The 16,513-nt window shown below is 42.8% G+C and carries 12 protein-coding genes; 1 reads left to right on the top strand and 11 read right to left on the bottom strand.

The window, feature by feature from the left end:
- Positions 1 to 180: 180 nt before the first annotated feature.
- Entirely contained in the window at positions 181 to 2,898 is a 2,718-nt protein-coding gene (locus FPV17_RS12875; protein ID WP_144559194.1) for a cation-translocating P-type ATPase, read from the bottom strand.
- A 143-nt stretch (positions 2,899 to 3,041) separates the two neighbouring features.
- Between FPV17_RS12875 and FPV17_RS12880 the strand changes: the two genes are divergently transcribed.
- Complete coding sequence (locus tag FPV17_RS12880) at positions 3,042 to 4,748, top strand: Rqc2 family fibronectin-binding protein (RefSeq protein WP_144559195.1); 1,707 nt, start codon at positions 3,042 to 3,044, stop codon at positions 4,746 to 4,748.
- Positions 4,749 to 4,847: 99 nt separating this feature from the next.
- Here the strand turns inward: FPV17_RS12880 and FPV17_RS12885 are convergent, their stop codons facing one another.
- From FPV17_RS12885 to FPV17_RS12930, 10 genes are all read right to left on the bottom strand, one after another.
- On the bottom strand, positions 4,848 to 5,492 hold the full coding sequence (locus FPV17_RS12885; RefSeq protein WP_246117209.1) for a class I SAM-dependent methyltransferase: 645 nt from the start codon (positions 5,490 to 5,492) through the stop codon (positions 4,848 to 4,850).
- Between the two features lie 32 nt (positions 5,493 to 5,524).
- The gene (gene pyrE, locus FPV17_RS12890) at positions 5,525 to 6,160 is read right to left on the bottom strand and encodes an orotate phosphoribosyltransferase (RefSeq protein WP_144559196.1); all 636 of its coding nucleotides are present in this window, start codon (positions 6,158 to 6,160) and stop codon (positions 5,525 to 5,527) included.
- Entirely contained in the window at positions 6,157 to 6,876 is a 720-nt protein-coding gene (gene pyrF, locus FPV17_RS12895) for an orotidine-5'-phosphate decarboxylase (protein WP_144559197.1), read from the bottom strand. The genes pyrE and pyrF overlap by 4 nt, the downstream gene beginning before the upstream one ends.
- Positions 6,849 to 7,787, bottom strand: a complete 939-nt coding sequence (locus FPV17_RS12900) for a dihydroorotate dehydrogenase (RefSeq protein ID WP_144559198.1) — start codon at positions 7,785 to 7,787, stop codon at positions 6,849 to 6,851. The genes pyrF and FPV17_RS12900 overlap by 28 nt, the downstream gene beginning before the upstream one ends.
- Before the next feature lies 1 nt (position 7,788).
- Positions 7,789 to 8,568 carry a dihydroorotate dehydrogenase electron transfer subunit gene (locus tag FPV17_RS12905; protein ID WP_060703971.1) on the bottom strand — a complete coding sequence of 260 codons (780 nt, stop codon included), beginning with the start codon at positions 8,566 to 8,568 and terminating at the stop codon, positions 7,789 to 7,791.
- A gap of 63 nt (positions 8,569 to 8,631) precedes the next feature.
- A complete protein-coding gene (gene carB / locus FPV17_RS12910) occupies positions 8,632 to 11,820 on the bottom strand; it encodes a carbamoyl-phosphate synthase large subunit (RefSeq protein ID WP_144559199.1) in 3,189 nt (1,062 codons plus the stop codon).
- A 23-nt stretch (positions 11,821 to 11,843) separates the two neighbouring features.
- Positions 11,844 to 12,929 carry a carbamoyl phosphate synthase small subunit gene (locus tag FPV17_RS12915; protein ID WP_144559200.1) on the bottom strand — a complete coding sequence of 362 codons (1,086 nt, stop codon included), beginning with the start codon at positions 12,927 to 12,929 and terminating at the stop codon, positions 11,844 to 11,846.
- Positions 12,922 to 14,199, bottom strand: a complete 1,278-nt coding sequence (gene pyrC, locus FPV17_RS12920; protein ID WP_144559201.1) for a dihydroorotase — start codon at positions 14,197 to 14,199, stop codon at positions 12,922 to 12,924. The genes FPV17_RS12915 and pyrC overlap by 8 nt, the downstream gene beginning before the upstream one ends.
- A 32-nt stretch (positions 14,200 to 14,231) precedes the next feature.
- Entirely contained in the window at positions 14,232 to 15,137 is a 906-nt protein-coding gene (locus FPV17_RS12925) for an aspartate carbamoyltransferase catalytic subunit (RefSeq protein ID WP_144559202.1), read from the bottom strand.
- A 16-nt stretch (positions 15,138 to 15,153) separates the two neighbouring features.
- A complete protein-coding gene (locus FPV17_RS12930) occupies positions 15,154 to 16,467 on the bottom strand; it encodes a solute carrier family 23 protein (protein ID WP_035395160.1) in 1,314 nt (437 codons plus the stop codon).
- Positions 16,468 to 16,513 lie beyond the last annotated feature (46 nt).

A 16,513-nucleotide genomic window follows, 5' to 3' on the forward strand; every position in this document is an offset into this window, starting at 1 on the left:
TTCTATCACTCATTATACCAAATCTCTCTATTGTTATACGGGTAAATATCCGAGAAACTCGTACAAGATTCATGTAAGAACTAATTTTACCTTATTTCGCAAGTGCCGTAAAGATCACGAAGAAGGCTGCCTACCAAAAGAGTTACATGAAAACCTTTTGGGGCAACCTCTTCAACTTATTTATTGAGCTGTACGAACGTCTTGCTTTTTAAACAATTGAAAACCACCAAGAACAACAGTTGGAATGGCAGCCATCCCCATAACGAGTAGCCACTCTTGTAAACCAAGAGGAACAGTATGGAAAATGGGTTGAAGCTGAGGTACATAGATGACGGCAATCATAAGCAAAACTGAGATGAATACAGCTCCTACTAAGTATTTGTTTTCAAATAAATTTCTGTGGTAAATGGAATATTCACTGCGACAATCAAACACATGAATTAACTGTGCCATAACGAGTGTTAAAAAGGCAACAGTTTGCGCTAAAATGAGTTGTTCAGGGTTATTGTTGTACGTAAGTGCAAAAGCAACGATTGTCACAACACCGATCATAATGCCCCGACTAATAATTTTCCAACCGAGACCACGCGCAAAGACACTTTCATTTTGTTTTCTCGGCTTCCGTTTCATAACATCACCTTCAGCCTGATCCATCCCTAATGCAATCGCTGGCAGTCCATCTGTTACGAGATTAATCCATAGTATTTGTATCGCTACTAGTGGGAGTGGCATTCCCAATATCATAGCAAATAACATCACTAAAATTTCGCCGACATTGGAAGCTAGCATGTAGCGAATAAATTTGCGAATATTTTCGTAAATATTGCGCCCTTCCTTAATCGCTTCTTTAATCGTTAAGAAATTATCATCGGCTAATACTAATTCAGACGCCTCTTTTGCAACATCTGTACCTGTAATCCCCATCGCAATTCCAATATTCGCCGCTTTTATAGCTGGCGCATCGTTTACGCCATCGCCTGTCATCGCTACGATATGGTCACGCTTTTGAAGAGCTTGAACGATCTTTAATTTATGCTCTGGTGACACTCTGGCATAAACGTAAATATCATCTACCCTATCTTCAAGATCTTCAACAGAGAGGGTATCAAGCGTCTTCCCATCTATAACGAGACCACCTTCTGGTAAAATGGTTAATTCCTTTGCGATCGCTGCTGCTGTAATTTTATGATCTCCTGTAATCATAATCGTTTTAATACCCGCTTCACGACACTCTTGAATCGCTTGCTTTGCTTCTTCTCGCGGAGGATCCATCATACCTTGAATACCAATAAGCGTTAAATTCGACTCTGCTTCTGTCGTCGTTCGGCACGTTTCACCTACCTTTAGGGGACGGTACGCAATAGCAATGGTTCGTAACGCCTTACTTGCCATACCCTCAACAACGTCATTCACTTGCTGTCGCGTTGCCCCTGTTAACAATTCATCTAACGTTCCTTTGCGAATGCGCTCGCAGTGAGCTAGGACCACGTCTGGTGCACCTTTTGTAATAACAAAAGATTGCCCTTGTTTATCCTTTACAATAACCGTCATCATCTTTCTCCCCGAATCAAACGGAAACTCTTGAATTCGCTTAAATTGCTCTTCCAAACCAGCTTGAGAATAACCTGCTTTTAAAGCAGATATAAGGAGTGCTCCCTCTGTCGGATCCCCGTCCAATACAAGTGTTGTCTTTTTTTTGCGTTTTTCACGCACTTCCTTCTCTACAAGAGCAGCGTTATTGCAAAGTACGCCATAGGTTAATAGACGACTTAAATTTGGTTTTTTATTCGGTACAACAATCGATTCTTGTTCTTTAAACTGGCCTTCTGTTTCAAAGCCATTTCCGGTAACAGTGACGTACTCACTAGCTGTCCATAGCTCTTTAACCGTCATTTTATTTTGCGTAAGTGTACCAGTTTTGTCTGAACAAATGACAGAGGCACATCCTAATGTCTCAACAGCTGGAAGCTTTCGAACGATGCCTCGACGCTTGATCATTCGCTGTACCCCAAGGGCTAATGCAACCGTTACAATAGCAGGTAACCCTTCCGGAATAGCGGCGACAGCCAACGACACCCCTGAAATAAACATCGTCTGTACATCGTGTCCTTGAATTACACCAATGCCCACAACAAGAGCTGTCAATAGCAATGCAACAGCGATTAACGTCTTCCCAAGTTGCTCAAGACGTCGTTGCAATGGCGTAACAACATTGGTTGTTCCTTGAAGAAGGTGGGCAATTTTACCCATCTCCGTTTTCATTCCCGTAGCAACCACAATTCCTGTCCCACTACCTTGGGTGACCATGGTGCCCATGAAAGCCATATTCTCTTGATCACCTAGTGAAACGTCTTTATGCTCAATGGCATGCTCATGTTTATGTGTTGGAACCGATTCACCTGTTAGAGAGGCTTCATCAATCCGTAAACCGGACACAGACATCAATCGAAGGTCAGCTCCAACGCGATCTCCAGCACTAATTTTCACATAGTCTCCAGGTACAATGTCACTGGAAAGTACTTTGACCCATTCACGATTTCGCAAAACATTCATTTGTGGTGCCGACAGTTCTTTCAAGGCATCTAATGACTTTTCTGCTTTTCGCTCTTGCACAAAACCTAGAATTGCATTAAGGAAGACGATACCCATAATCGTCACAGCGTCCAGCATTTCGCCTATTAATCCAGATATTAGTGTAGCGGCGAGTAATACGAGAACCATAAAGTCTTTAAACTGCGCTAAAAAAGTTGCTAAAGCAGACGCCTTCTCTGCCTCTTTAAGCTTGTTCAAACCAAACGTACCAATTCGCTTTTTCACATTCTTATCCGTCAACCCGTCTGACAAGCTTGCATTGGTTTTATGTTCCACTTCTTCAGGCTTCATGTTATACCATTTCATGAATACACCTCACACATCTACATCCACCCTTTGTCCTCATAAACTGTACATGCTATACTTACAAGCCATCTTATTCAGCAAGTTCGAAAAACATGCTATACTTTATCAAGGAAACGAGTTGTAGAAAGTAAAGAGGTGATCACATGTCTTATGATGGCATGATGACAAGAGCTATCACGTATGAGCTTCAACACTTAATAGGTGGGCGAATATCAAAAATTCACCAACCATTTAAAACGGAATTAATAATGACAATTCGAGCACAAGGAAAAAATCATTCGTTGCTCGCTTCAGCCAATGCTCAATTCGCACGGCTTCATGTAACAACTGAAAAATATGATAACCCAAGTGAACCACCAATGTTTTGCATGCTGCTACGTAAGCATCTTGAAGGCGGATTTATTCGCTCGATTACTCAGGACGGCTTTGACCGAGTGATCCGAATGTCTGTTGCAAATAAAGATGAACTTGGCGATCAAACAGAACGCATACTACTCTTTGAAATCATGGGACGACATAGCAATATTATTCTTGTTAATCCTCACACAGAAACCATTTTAGATAGTATAAAGCACGTTCGCTTTGACCAAAGCAGCTATCGAACAGTTGGACCAGGTCAAGTGTACAAAGCACCTCCTGCTCAAGAAAAAGAAAATCCGTTTCAAGCGAAGGCAACCGATGTTATAAAACAACTTGATTTCAATGCGGGGAAAATGGACAAGCAGCTTGTCTCTGCATTTGCAGGCGTATCACCATTACTCGCTAAAGAAATCGTTCATCGGGCGGGATTTGCAAACCAACAAACGGTACCGAATTCATTTGTTGCGCTTATGGAACAAATCCAAAATCATCAGTACACATTCACCTTGCGAAAAGGACCAAAAGAAACGTTTTCGTATCTTTCCCTTCACCATATAGAAGGAGAAGAGCGAGTGTTTCCAACCGCAAGCGAGCTACTTGATGCGTATTACTACGGAAAAGCAGAGCGAGATCGGGTTAAACAACAAGCTCACGATTTAGAGCGACTGTTGAAAAACGAATACCAAAAAAATATTCGTAAACTGAAGAAGCTTGAGCAAACATTAACCCAAGCGGAAGAAGCGACTCAGTTTCAAAAAATAGGTGAACTGCTCACAGCGAATATTCATGCTATTAAGCGTGGAATGACTGAAATTGACGTGGTTGATTATTACGATGAAGCTGGCGGAACAATCACTATTGAGCTTGATCTACAGAAAACACCATCTGAAAATGCCCAATGGTATTTTAAAAAATACCAGAAAGCCAAAACCGCTCGATTAGAAGTTGTTGATCAGCTAGTAAAAACAGAACAAGAATTAGCGTATTTAGAATCCCTTATTCAACAAATGGACTCTGCTTCTCCACGAGATGTTGAGGAAATTCGTGAAGAATTAATGCAAGAAGGGTATATTAAAAAGCGTCAGCAACAAGGGAAAAAGAAAAAGAAGCAAGCAACTAACCCAACCCTTGAACGTTATCAGTCATCAACTGGAATTGAGCTTCTCGTCGGCAAAAATAACCGTCAGAATGACTATCTTACGAATCGACTGGCTCGTCAAAACGAGATTTGGCTGCATACAAAAGAGATTCCAGGTTCACATGTTGTCGTTCGGGACATGGACCCTGATGAGACGACGCTAAAAGAAGCTGCCCTTATCGCTGCTTTTTTCTCTAAAGCTCGAGATTCAAGCTCGGTACCAGTTGACTACACGAAAGTTCGGCACGTAAAAAAACCAAGTGGTGCTAAGCCAGGTTACGTCACATACGATAACCAAACAACCCTTTTCGTCACACCAGATGAAGACATCGTGAAACAATTGAAGCTGTAATACTAGCTCATCTAAGGCATGCACAATAAAAATCATAAAAGCGCAAACGACTGCTACCTATTTGTCGTTTGCGCTCTTTTTTATTCATTTGGCTAGCCTTTAACAAGCTTTTGTCAACAGGCCAAGCCCGTCAAGCACCGGTTCATGCTCGATGGTGAAATAACCAGCTCCTTTTAACAATTGTGTTAACTGGTGTTCACTTTTGCGATGGCGCCGCTCCGATACCGTTGCCCATTTTATAAGAAAGGCGGTTTCCTTTTCCGAAAATTGATGAGTGCTCGCATATGTGCTTGCCGCTGCGACTGACATATGAGGAGCAGGATTTAATAAAAAAAGATTGCCACCAGGAGTCGTTGCTTTTCTTAGCTCATGAAGCCCTGTCTCGATAGAAGGTAGTAAAAATAGCGCACACGTTGAAAATACAAGATCATAAGTAGTGCCACTTAAAGGTAAATTCATAGCATCGCCTACAATTGCTTTCGCTTTATCCTCCATATGAGCCTCTTTAAACAATTCATTTGCTTTCCTAACCATTTCCCTGGAAATATCTATGCCAGTTAACGACTTCGCTTCATGAGCGCCTCTAAGAAGAAGACGACCCGTTCCGCACCCTACATCTAAAACCGCTTTGTCTTGCCACGTACCTGAGAACGCTTTTAGCTGTTCGTGAATTGTTGAAAGCCATCTTGTAGAAACCATGTCATCAAAAAACTGAACCAATGGATCAAATTCGCTTCCTTCCATTTTCCGCACAGAGCTACACCGCCTTTACTTTATCATTGCACCACAAGCCACTCTTCGTTTTGAGGATTCTCACGCCATACCTCGAGCTTGCGTTGCTCTTGTTCCGAAATAAGCCCTCTTTGTTTTGCCTGTTCAATCAGCGTTTCGTATTCACTTAACACATGGTAAGGAAGGTTCGCTTCTTGAAACTGTACTTCTGCTGCTTGCAATTGGTACGAAAAGATTGCTGCAACAAAGCAAACGTCCCCTCCACTTTCTCGCACTGCTTCAGCAGCGGCAATTGAGCTTCCACCTGTAGAAATTAAGTCTTCAATCATAACTACTTTGCTAGCGGCAGCTAAATGTCCTTCAATTTTATTTTTCTTTCCATGCCCTTTTGCACTTCCTCTTACGTAGATCATTGGTAAGTTGAGTTCGTCAGCCACCCAAGCAGCGTGTGGAATGCCCGCTGTAGCGGTTCCTGCAATGACTTCAGCATCTGGAGCATATTTCATTATTAATTGTGCTAACCCTCTAGCAATGTCTTTACGCACATTAGGATAGGAAAGTGTCAAACGATTGTCGCAATAAATGGGCGATTTCATCCCTGAGCTCCATGTAAATGGTTCATTTGGCGATAGTGTTACCGCTTTGATATCTAATAAGTGATTGGCAATTTTTTGACTCATCGTAGAGCCACTCCCTTCCAGTCTGCATTCATTTCTTTGTATACATGTAGCGGATCATCCGCTGTTGTTAAACTTCTCCCGACAACAATCCCCCAACTTCCAAGGGCTCTTGCTTCTGCCGGTGTGACAACTCGAATTTGATCACCATGATGATCAGTTTCTCGACGAATACCTGGTGTGACAGTTAGAAAATCAGTCCCACAGCCTTTTTGGATCAAAGGAACTTCTTTTGCAGAACAAACGACTCCATCTAAACCAGCCTCTTTGGCAAGCTTTGCGTATGAACACACAACGCTTTCAAGGGAACCTTCAATATGCAACTGCTGCTTAAGCATTTCTTCATTCGTGCTTGTTAGCTGTGTCACTGCAATCAGTTTCGGTCGTTCTTTTCCTGGTCTAGTACCCGCCTCTAAACCTTCAATGGCCGCTTCCATCATCACTTGACCTCCAGCAGCATGCACGTTCACCATTGAAATTTCCATTTCGGCTAACACACGCATCGTTCGCTCTACGGTATTTGGAATGTCATGAAGTTTTAAATCAAGAAAGATTTCGTGACCAGCGTCTTTTAATTCCTCAATCACTTTTAGCCCTTCTCGATAAAACAGTTCCATCCCAACTTTTACGTCGATTCGCTCACCTTGAAAATGATCTAAGAATTGGCGTCGTTTCCCTCTATGATTAAAGTCTAGTGCGATAAAGAGTGGGTTTTGCATCGTTTCCAGCTCCCTCCTATAATCTCTGTCACTGTATTCATTTCCAGTTCATCTAACCATTGTGGCAGTTCGTCAATGATCGTTGGACATGTGTATGGATCGACGAAATTCGCTGTTCCTACCGCCACACAGCTTGCCCCGGCTAGTAAAAACTCAATCACATCTTGGGCCGATTGAATGCCCCCCATACCAATAATTGGAATGTCTACTTGCTGACTTACTTGATGAATCATACGGAGAGCTACTGGTTTAATGGCTGGTCCTGACAAACCACCATACGTATTGGCTAAAATCGGCTGTCGAGTCTTAACATCTATTCGCATACCTAAAAGGGTGTTAATCATGGACAGACCATCTGCACCTGCGTGTTCAACCGCTTTTGCCATGGCGACAATATCGCTCACGTTCGGAGACAATTTTACATAGACAGGCACTTGAGAGACAGCTTTTACTTCTCTCGTTAATTCAGCAGCCGTTTCAGGCACAGTACCAAATGCGATCCCCCCTTGCTTCACATTCGGACACGAAATATTCAGCTCAAGGGCATGAACATTTTTTTCTGTAGAAAGCCGTGCTGCTACTTCAATATAATCGGTCATTGTAGAACCGGCTATATTTGCAAGTATCGGCACATCATAGTCGTTAAAGCGTGGTAATTCTTTTTCAATCACGCCAGCTAAACCCGGGTTTTGTAAGCCAATGGCATTTAGCATCCCTGCTTTTGTTTCTGCCACTCGAGGAGTGGGGTTCCCAAACCGTGGCTCTGGTGTTGTGGCTTTAATGGCAATGGCTCCTAGCTCATTTAAATTGAAAAATTGCGCATATTCCTTACCAAACCCGAAGCAACCAGACGCAGGCATAACCGGATTTTTCATTTTTAGCCCTGGTAAATCTACTCGTAAACGATCCATTTTACAGCACTACCTCCCCTACTGGAAAAACAGGTCCATCCGTACAAATTTTTCTGTATTCGTATGCTTCACCCTTTTCAACAGCACACACACAAGCAAAACAAGCCCCAATTCCACAACCCATTCGTTCTTCTAGTGAAATAAATGCTCGTTTCCCTCGATACCGCTCTGATAATACTTTTAACATTGGCGTTGGTCCACATGAATAGAGCACGTCAGATACTAACTGTTTGTCGTCAATGGCGTTTGTTACAAAACCCTTCATTCCATGAGACCCGTCTACCGTAGTGACGTAAACATCGCCGAGTTCTCGAAAAGCCTCTTCATAAAAAACGTCTTGTTTAGAGGCAAATCCGAGGACGCTTTTAACCGTCACACCTTTTGCGACAAGCTGTTTAGCTAGATAATACAAAGGTGGTACACCAATACCTCCACCAACGAGTAGCGCAACATCTCCTGCATTCGCTTCGTCCACAGGAAAACCTTGTCCAAGTGGTCCCATAACATTTAATGATTTGCCAGTTTCATAGGTTGCTAGTCGTTTCGTTCCAGCGCCGCCAGCGCGATAGATCATGGTCACTTGTTGTTTGGCGAGATCGACATTCGCAATACTGATCGGTCGCCGTAAAAGCAAGTCTTCTGTTTCGTCAACTCGAACATGAAGAAATTGACCTGGCTCCTTCATCTGCCCAACAGTTGACCCTTCAAGTACAAGTTCATAACTATCTTTTGCCACCTGTGTTTGGCTAACAACCGTTAGCTTGCCGTAGCGATCTCTCATCTTGTTCACTCCTTCATGAATTCATGGAAAGAGTCACATGCCTTAGGCAGTGACTCACTCGTGTTATACAGGTTGCGGCATACTCTCTGCAGCAAAGGTGATAGACTCCAGTACGCTAAGTAGCGCAGCTGCTGTATCAATGGATGTTAGACAGACAACACCATTTTCAACTGATTCACGTCGAATTCTAAAGCCATCTCTTGCGGGTTGCTTGCCTCTTGTTAGCGTATTAATAACAAACTGCGCCTCACCTTGACGAATAAGGTCAAGCAAATGTGGCTTTCCTTCATTAATCTTATTGACAATTCGAGCAGGAATCCCTACTTGATTAAGCTTTTCTGCAGTTCCTGAAGTTGCCATAATGCTAAAGCCGATTTCATGAAATCGTCTAGCAATCTCAATGGACTCTTCTTTATCTTTATCTGCAATAGTGAACAACACAGAACCATGCGTCGGAATATTCATTCCTGATGCAACAAGACCTTTATAAAGCGCCTTTTCGAGTGTACGATCACGTCCCATCACTTCTCCAGTTGACTTCATCTCTGGACCAAGAGTAATGTCGACACGACGTAATTTCGCAAATGAGAAGACTGGTACTTTCACTGATACTTCCTTTGCTTCAGGATGATAGCCTGTACCATATCCTAATGAAGCCAATGTCTCTCCTAACATGACACGTGTTGCAATATTTGCCATTGGTACGCCGGTAATTTTACTTAGAAAAGGAACCGTACGGCTAGAACGTGGATTTACCTCTAATACATACACATCATCCTGATGCCATACAAACTGAATGTTCAGTAGACCAATAATGTTTAGCCCACGAGCAATTTTTGTTGTCCGCTCAATGAGTCGTTCTTTTAAGTGATCAGGTACAGTTTGCGGAGGATATACAGCGATTGAATCCCCTGAGTGGACGCCTGCTCTTTCAATGTGCTCCATAATCCCTGGGATATAGACATCTTCTCCATCCGATATGGCATCAACTTCAAGTTCTTTCCCTGTTAAATAGCGATCAATTAAAACCGGGTGTTTCGGATTCACTTTAACAGCTGACTTCATGTAGCGCAGTAATTCCTCTTCATGGTAAACAATTTCCATTGCCCGACCACCGAGCACATAAGAAGGTCGAACGAGTACAGGGTAGCCTATATTGGTTGCAATGGTTACTGCACCTTCCACCGATGTTGCCGTTTTACCAAGTGGTTGAGGAATGTCTAGCTGCATAAGCGTTTGTTCAAATTTATCTCGATTTTCGGCACGATCCATATCGTCTAGCTGAGTGCCAATAATCGTCACCCCTCTTGCTGCCAAATCAGCAGCAAGATTAATCGCTGTTTGACCACCGAATTGAACAATAACTCCTTTTGGCTGCTCTAACTGAATGACGTTCATGACATCTTCAATCGTCAATGGTTCAAAATAAAGCTTATCTGAAGTTGAAAAGTCAGTTGACACCGTTTCTGGGTTGTTGTTCATAATGATTGCTTCATAGCCCGCTTCTTTTATGGCCCATACTGTATGCACCGTTGCGTAATCAAATTCAATACCTTGACCGATACGGATAGGCCCTGAACCTAATACCAAAATGCTTTCTTGTTCCGTCACAATCGACTCGTTTTCACGTTCGTAAGTGCTGTAAAAATATGGCGTAGGCGAAGCAAATTCTGCCGCACATGTATCCACCATTTTATAAACAGGCTTAATCCCTGCTGCCTCCCTTAACTCGTAGACAGCTTGTTCTTCTGCTTTCCAAACCGAAGCAATAAACGAATCTGAGAATCCTGCTCGCTTTATTTTCCTTAACACATTCTCATTGGTTCGTGCTTCCTCTAATTGCTCTTCCAAGGCGACAATTCGGGCTAGCTTTCTTAAGAACAATCGATCAATTTTAGTCGTTTCATGAATGACGTCTATGGATATGCCTTTTCGAAGGAGTGCTCCGATGGCAAACAAGCGCTCGTCGTCGGCTTTTGACACTTTTTGAAGTAATGCATCTGCTGTTTGTTCTTCTAACGTTGAATCGATTAAATGATCGTAGCCTGCCTCCAAAGAGCGAACCGCTTTTAAAAGTGATTCTTCAAGAGATCGTCCAATCGCCATCACTTCACCGGTTGCCTTCATTTGCGTCCCTAACGTTCGATTAGCACTTTCGAACTTGTCAAAAGGCCAGCGCGGAATTTTTGACACAACATAGTCAAGGGCAGGTTCAAAACTGGCGTACGTTGTTTCTGTAACAGGATTTTTTAGTTCATCAAGATGATAGCCAACCGCGATTTTAGCGGCAATTTTAGCAATCGGATAGCCTGTCGCTTTTGAAGCAAGAGCCGAAGAACGACTAACCCGTGGATTTACTTCGATAATATAGTACTGGTCACTGTGGGCATCGAGGGCAAATTGCACATTACATCCACCTTCAATTCCAAGGGCTCGAATAATCGAGAGAGAAGAGTTACGTAACATTTGATAATCTCGGTCTGATAGTGTTTGGCTTGGAGCAAAGACGATTGAATCGCCTGTGTGTACGCCGACTGGGTCAAAGTTTTCCATATTACAAACAACGATTGCCTCGTCTTGAGCGTCACGCATTACCTCATATTCCACTTCTTTAAAACCAGCTATGCTTTTTTCTACAAGACACTGAGTTACTGGACTATACTTTAAACCACTCGCAACAATTTCTTGTAAATCTTCTTCATTGTAAGCAATTCCGCCACCTGTACCCCCTAGGGTGTAGGCAGGTCGAATAATCACAGGGAAACCAATGTGCGCTACAAATTTTTCCGCCTCCGCTAATGTATGAACGATTTCACTTTCAGGTACAGGCTCACCGAGTAAATTCATTAGTGCTCGGAATTGTTCACGATCTTCCGCTTGTTCAATTGCACTAAGCTTTGTGCCAAGCAGTTCAATGTCGTATTGTTCCAGTACACCTGCGTTTTTTAGCTCTAATGCCATATTAAGGCCGGTTTGTCCTCCTAACGTTGGTAGAAGACCATCCGGACGCTCTTTGCGGATAATTCTCGTCACAAATTCTAACGTTAACGGTTCAATGTAAACCTGATCTGCCATCGTAGTGTCTGTCATGATCGTAGCTGGATTGGAATTGATTAGAATGACTTCATATCCTTCTTCTTTTAAAGCTTGACACGCTTGAGTGCCTGCATAATCAAATTCCGCCGCTTGACCAATGACAATCGGACCTGAACCAATCACAAGAATCTTTTTTAAATCTGTACGCTTTGGCATATCAACACTCTCCCCTATCTCAATTAAACAAGTACGTTCGTTTTCGCTGTATTCATCATCCCAATAAATCGATCGAACAAATCATTTGCATCGTGCGGTCCCGGGTTTGCTTCCGGGTGGTACTGAACGCTAAATGCATCTGCTCGGCGATGTTTCAAGCCTTCAACTGTCCCATCATTGACTGCTTCATGCGTTAACATAAGCTCGGTTCCTTCAAGGGAATCTAAATCAACTGTATAGCCATGATTTTGAGCTGTTATATCGATTCGCCCTGTCTCTATCTCTCTTACAGGGTGATTAGACCCACGATGGCCAAATCGTAATTTACTCGTTGTGGCTCCACACGCTAAAGCAAGTAGTTGATGCCCTAAGCATATGCCGAAGAGAGGAACCTCCCCAATTAGTGACGCAACCGTTTGAATGGTTTCTGGAACATCTTCTGGATTCCCTGGTCCGTTTGAAACGAGGACGCCATCTACACCTAGACGTTTAATTTCTTGAGCAGATGTATGATAAGGTACCACAACGACATCGCAGTGGCGTTCAATGAGCGATTGTAAAATGCCGTGCTTCATTCCACAATCAATTAACGCAACCCGCTTCCCTTTACCAGGTACATGATAAGCCGTATTAACAGATACTTGTGACACTTGCGTTGTCTGCAATGGCGATTCCTGCAACGTTTTTACAACGTCTTCCACCTGAACGGATAAAGAGCAAATGTAGCCTTTTAATGTTCCGTGGGCACGGATTTTCCGTGTAAGCATCCGAGTATCAATGCCAGCTAATCCAGGTATGTTTTTGGCTACGAGTAAATCGTGAAGAGATTCTTGCTCTCGATAATGACTTGGTTCATGTTCAACTTCTCTTACAATGAGCGCAGCAATGGCTGGATCTAATGATTCAAAGTCATCCCGATTAATTCCGTAGTTACCAATGAGTGGATACGTAAGCATCACCATTTGTCCACAGTAAGATGGGTCCGAAAGAATTTCTTGATAGCCTGTCATTCCTGTATTAAATACTACTTCCCCACTTATCTCGACATCAGCTCCGAACCCTTCACCGATCAATACTGTTCCATCTTCTAAAATTAGTTGTTTATCCATTGATGATCCGCTCCTTTGTGAAAACCGCTTTTCCAGCTACATAGGTTGCTTGAGGTACACCCGTCACTTCCCAATGTGCAAATGGCGTATTCTTTCCTTTACTAAAGAAGGTTTCAGGATTAATCGTTTCTTTCGCTTGTAGATCGATTAATGTAAAATCCGCAGGTGTCCCCACCGCAAGCGTGCCATAAGGAAGGTTAAACGTTGCTGCTGGTTTTACCGTTAACCAATTAAGTAGCTGAGCTAACGTGAACTTACCGGTCTTAACAAAATGGGTATATAAAAGTGAGAAAGCTGTTTCAAGCCCAACAATTCCAAATGGCGCTCGATCCATACTCGCTTGTTTTTCTTCTTCTGTATGTGGCGCATGATCCGTAGCGATAAAATCAATCGTGCCGTCCAGCAGTCCATTTATTAAGGCTTGTTGGTCTTCCTTTGAACGCAGTGGCGGATTCATTTTAAAATTCGTATCTTGTCCTTCAATATCATCTTCGCATAGTAAGAGATGATGGGGTGTTACTTCTGCTGTAACGCGTATGCCGGCTTTTTTTGCATCTCGAATCGTTCGCACAGATTCTTTCGTAGAAACATGACAAACATGGTAGTGACAATCCGCTGCCTCTGCTAGTAACACATCTCTAGCGATATGTATCGATTCACATACCGAAGGAATACCATTCAAGCCCTCTCTTCTTGAATACGACCCTTCATGTACCGAACCGCTATTAATGAGAGAGTTATCTTCACAATGGGCAACAACTGCCATATTAAGCTTAGCTGCTTCTTTCATCGCTTGGAGCATCATTCCTGCTTCTTGAATACCGACACCGTCGTCTGTAAAAGCGAACGCACCAGCTTCTTTTAACGCAGCAAAGTCGGTTAATTCTTGACCTAATTGCCTTGTAGTAATAGACGCATATGGAAGAACGCGCACAAACGCTTTTTCATTTATACGGTTAACAAGATCCACCATTGTACCTTTTGTATCTGGTACAGGTCGTGTATTCGGCATAGCTGCAACCGTTGTAAATCCACCACGAGCTGCTGCTTTTGTCCCCGTTTCGATGGTTTCTTTTTTCTCTCCACCAGGCTCTCGTAAGTGGATGTGAACATCAACAAATCCTGGGCTAATGAGACATTGACTTGCATCCACTTCTTCTGTGACGTCTGTTGTTTCTTCTACAAAAAAGCCATCTTTTACATAAACATCTTTTTGTTCCTTTTCTCCAGCTTGATTGATAATAAAACCGCCACTAATTTTTGTTGTCATCTCTCATCATCTCCCTTATTTGCTTCACTTGATTAACGATCAAATGCTCTTTTTAATACAGCCATTCTTATAGCAACGCCGTTTGCACTTTGTTTATAAATTCTTGAGCGTTCACATTCAACGAGTTGACCATCAATTTCCACACCGCGATTAACAGGTGCCGGGTGCATAATAATACTATCCCGCTTCATTTTTCTTTCCCTGTCAATTGTTAACCCATATTGCCCGTGGTACGCTTCCTTAGAAAAAGAACCTTCGCTTCCATGGCGTTCATGTTGAACTCTTAACAACATCATGACATCTGAGCCTTTTACCGCTTCATCCATCGTGACATAACGGTAATGGGTCTGAAAGTCTCCCATCCATTCTGTTGGTCCCGCTATTGTCACCATTGCCCCTAGCCGGCTTAAAATCTCTGCATTTGATCGTGCGACTCTACTATGATGTAAATCTCCAACAATCGTAACGTTTAGGCCGTCAAACTGACCGAACTCTTGCTTAATCGTTAACAAATCGAGAAGTGATTGTGTAGGATGATTCCCACAACCATCTCCTGCATTGATAATTGGAATGTCTATGTCTTTTAACTCTTCATAAAATTCATCCTTCGAATGGCGGATTACGACGGCACTCGCTCCGATCGATTGTAATGTCCGAACCGTATCGTATAGCGTCTCTCCTTTTTGGGTACTGGAAGACTTACTATCAAATTGCAAAATGTCAAATCCTAACTTCCGTTCAGCAACTTCAAAACTAAATCGAGTTCTTGTGCTAGGCTCGAAAAACAAGTTAGCGACAAATGTTTGTTTTTTAGGGTGCCATGTTCCCCCCGTACTAAATTGTTCAGCTTGGTGAAGAAGTTCATACACCTCATCAATTTGCAATTGAGACATTGTATAGAGGCTCTCATTATGAGAGCCGTATAATTGAACCGCCATTCTTGTCAGCCTCCTTTTATTCGCTCTTTATCCCTTCTTGTTCTTTAAACAGTGGTTGTGTTCCATAGCTTACTTTTTTGTTTGGCAAAATGGCATGTAAGAGTAAACCAATAATTGTTGCTAACGACATCCCTGCTAATTCAAACGTGTCTGAGAATTGAACGGTTGCCCCTCCAATTCCAACTACAAGAATAATGGAGGCAACGACCATGTTTCTTTTTTCACCCATGTCTAGCTGATTGTCAACGAGCATTCGAATTCCTGCTGAGGCAATGATTCCGAACAGCATTATAGAAATCCCCCCCATAACAGCTTCAGGAATGGAACTAATGAGTGCTGCCACTTTACCGATAAAGGCAAAGGCAATGGCTAACACCGCTGCTCCTCCGATGACAAACACACTAAATACGCGTGTTATAGCAATGACGCCGACATTTTCACCATATGTTGTATTCGGTGGTCCACCGATGCTTGCGGCAATAATCGTAGCAAATCCATCTCCCATAACCGTACGATGCATGCCTGGTTTTTGCAGAAAGTCTTTACCGGATATTTTGCTTAGAACCATAAGCTGTCCTGTATGCTCTGCTAGTGTTACGAGGGCGACTGGCGCCATAATGGCTACGATTGCCCAATTTATTGAAGGTTCATACGTATAGAAAGGAATGATTAATTCCGGTACCGCAAACCAGTTCGCTTCTCGTATTGGCGCTAAATCAATTAACCCCTGACTTAAAGCAAACAGATAACCAGCGATTAAGCCGAGTAAAATAGGAATTAAATTGAGAAACCCTTTGAAGTACATCGTTGCAATAACCGCTACCGCGAGGGTAATGCCTGCTGTTGTAATATGAATTAAGCTGTATTCATCTGTACCTGGTAAGTACATAGCGTTACCAACTGCAGTTGTTGCTAAGCTTAACCCGATGACCATAATGACCGGGCCTACAACAATCGGTGGTAAGACTTTCTTTATCCAGCCTGTTCCAGCAGCTTTAATAACTAAAGCAACAATCCCGTAAATTAATCCTGCAAAGAAACTACCGATCATCGCTCCTTCTGTTCCACCGATCGCTTGTGCCGATAGGATCGGAGCGATGAAGGCAAAAGATGAACCTAAGTATGCAGGTACTTGCCCTTTTGTAATGAGTAAGAAAGCGAGTGTTCCAAGTCCACTTGATAGAAGCGCCGTGGCAGGGCTCATATCAATTAAAAATGGTACTAATACCGTTGCACCAAACATGGCGCATAAATGTTGTAAGCTAAACAGAAGCCATTGATCTGCTCTTGGTACTTCTTGAATCCCTAGTCGCATGTTTTTATCGTTCATGTCGTTTCTCCTTTTTTCCCTCGTACTCCATAGAAAAAGCCTCCTA

The sequence above is a fragment of the Shouchella miscanthi genome, from assembly GCF_007725405.1.
GTDB classification, from domain to species: Bacteria; Bacillota; Bacilli; order Bacillales; family Bacillaceae_D; genus Shouchella; species Shouchella hunanensis.

What these genes read in the sequence shown, in the direction of transcription:
- FPV17_RS12875 (WP_144559194.1), bottom strand. Translation starts at nt 2,898, where the DNA reads ATGAAATGGTATAACATGAAGCCTGAAGAAGTGGAACATAAAACCAAT.
- FPV17_RS12880 (WP_144559195.1), top strand. Translation starts at nt 3,042, where the DNA reads ATGTCTTATGATGGCATGATGACAAGAGCTATCACGTATGAGCTTCAA.
- FPV17_RS12885 (WP_246117209.1), bottom strand. Translation starts at nt 5,492, where the DNA reads ATGGAAGGAAGCGAATTTGATCCATTGGTTCAGTTTTTTGATGACATG.
- pyrE (WP_144559196.1), bottom strand. Translation starts at nt 6,160, where the DNA reads ATGAGTCAAAAAATTGCCAATCACTTATTAGATATCAAAGCGGTAACA.
- pyrF (WP_144559197.1), bottom strand. Translation starts at nt 6,876, where the DNA reads ATGCAAAACCCACTCTTTATCGCACTAGACTTTAATCATAGAGGGAAA.
- FPV17_RS12900 (WP_144559198.1), bottom strand. Translation starts at nt 7,787, where the DNA reads ATGGATCGTTTACGAGTAGATTTACCAGGGCTAAAAATGAAAAATCCG.
- FPV17_RS12905 (WP_060703971.1), bottom strand. Translation starts at nt 8,568, where the DNA reads ATGAGAGATCGCTACGGCAAGCTAACGGTTGTTAGCCAAACACAGGTG.
- carB (WP_144559199.1), bottom strand. Translation starts at nt 11,820, where the DNA reads ATGCCAAAGCGTACAGATTTAAAAAAGATTCTTGTGATTGGTTCAGGT.
- FPV17_RS12915 (WP_144559200.1), bottom strand. Translation starts at nt 12,929, where the DNA reads ATGGATAAACAACTAATTTTAGAAGATGGAACAGTATTGATCGGTGAA.
- pyrC (WP_144559201.1), bottom strand. Translation starts at nt 14,199, where the DNA reads ATGACAACAAAAATTAGTGGCGGTTTTATTATCAATCAAGCTGGAGAA.
- FPV17_RS12925 (WP_144559202.1), bottom strand. Translation starts at nt 15,137, where the DNA reads ATGGCGGTTCAATTATACGGCTCTCATAATGAGAGCCTCTATACAATG.
- FPV17_RS12930 (WP_035395160.1), bottom strand. Translation starts at nt 16,467, where the DNA reads ATGAACGATAAAAACATGCGACTAGGGATTCAAGAAGTACCAAGAGCA.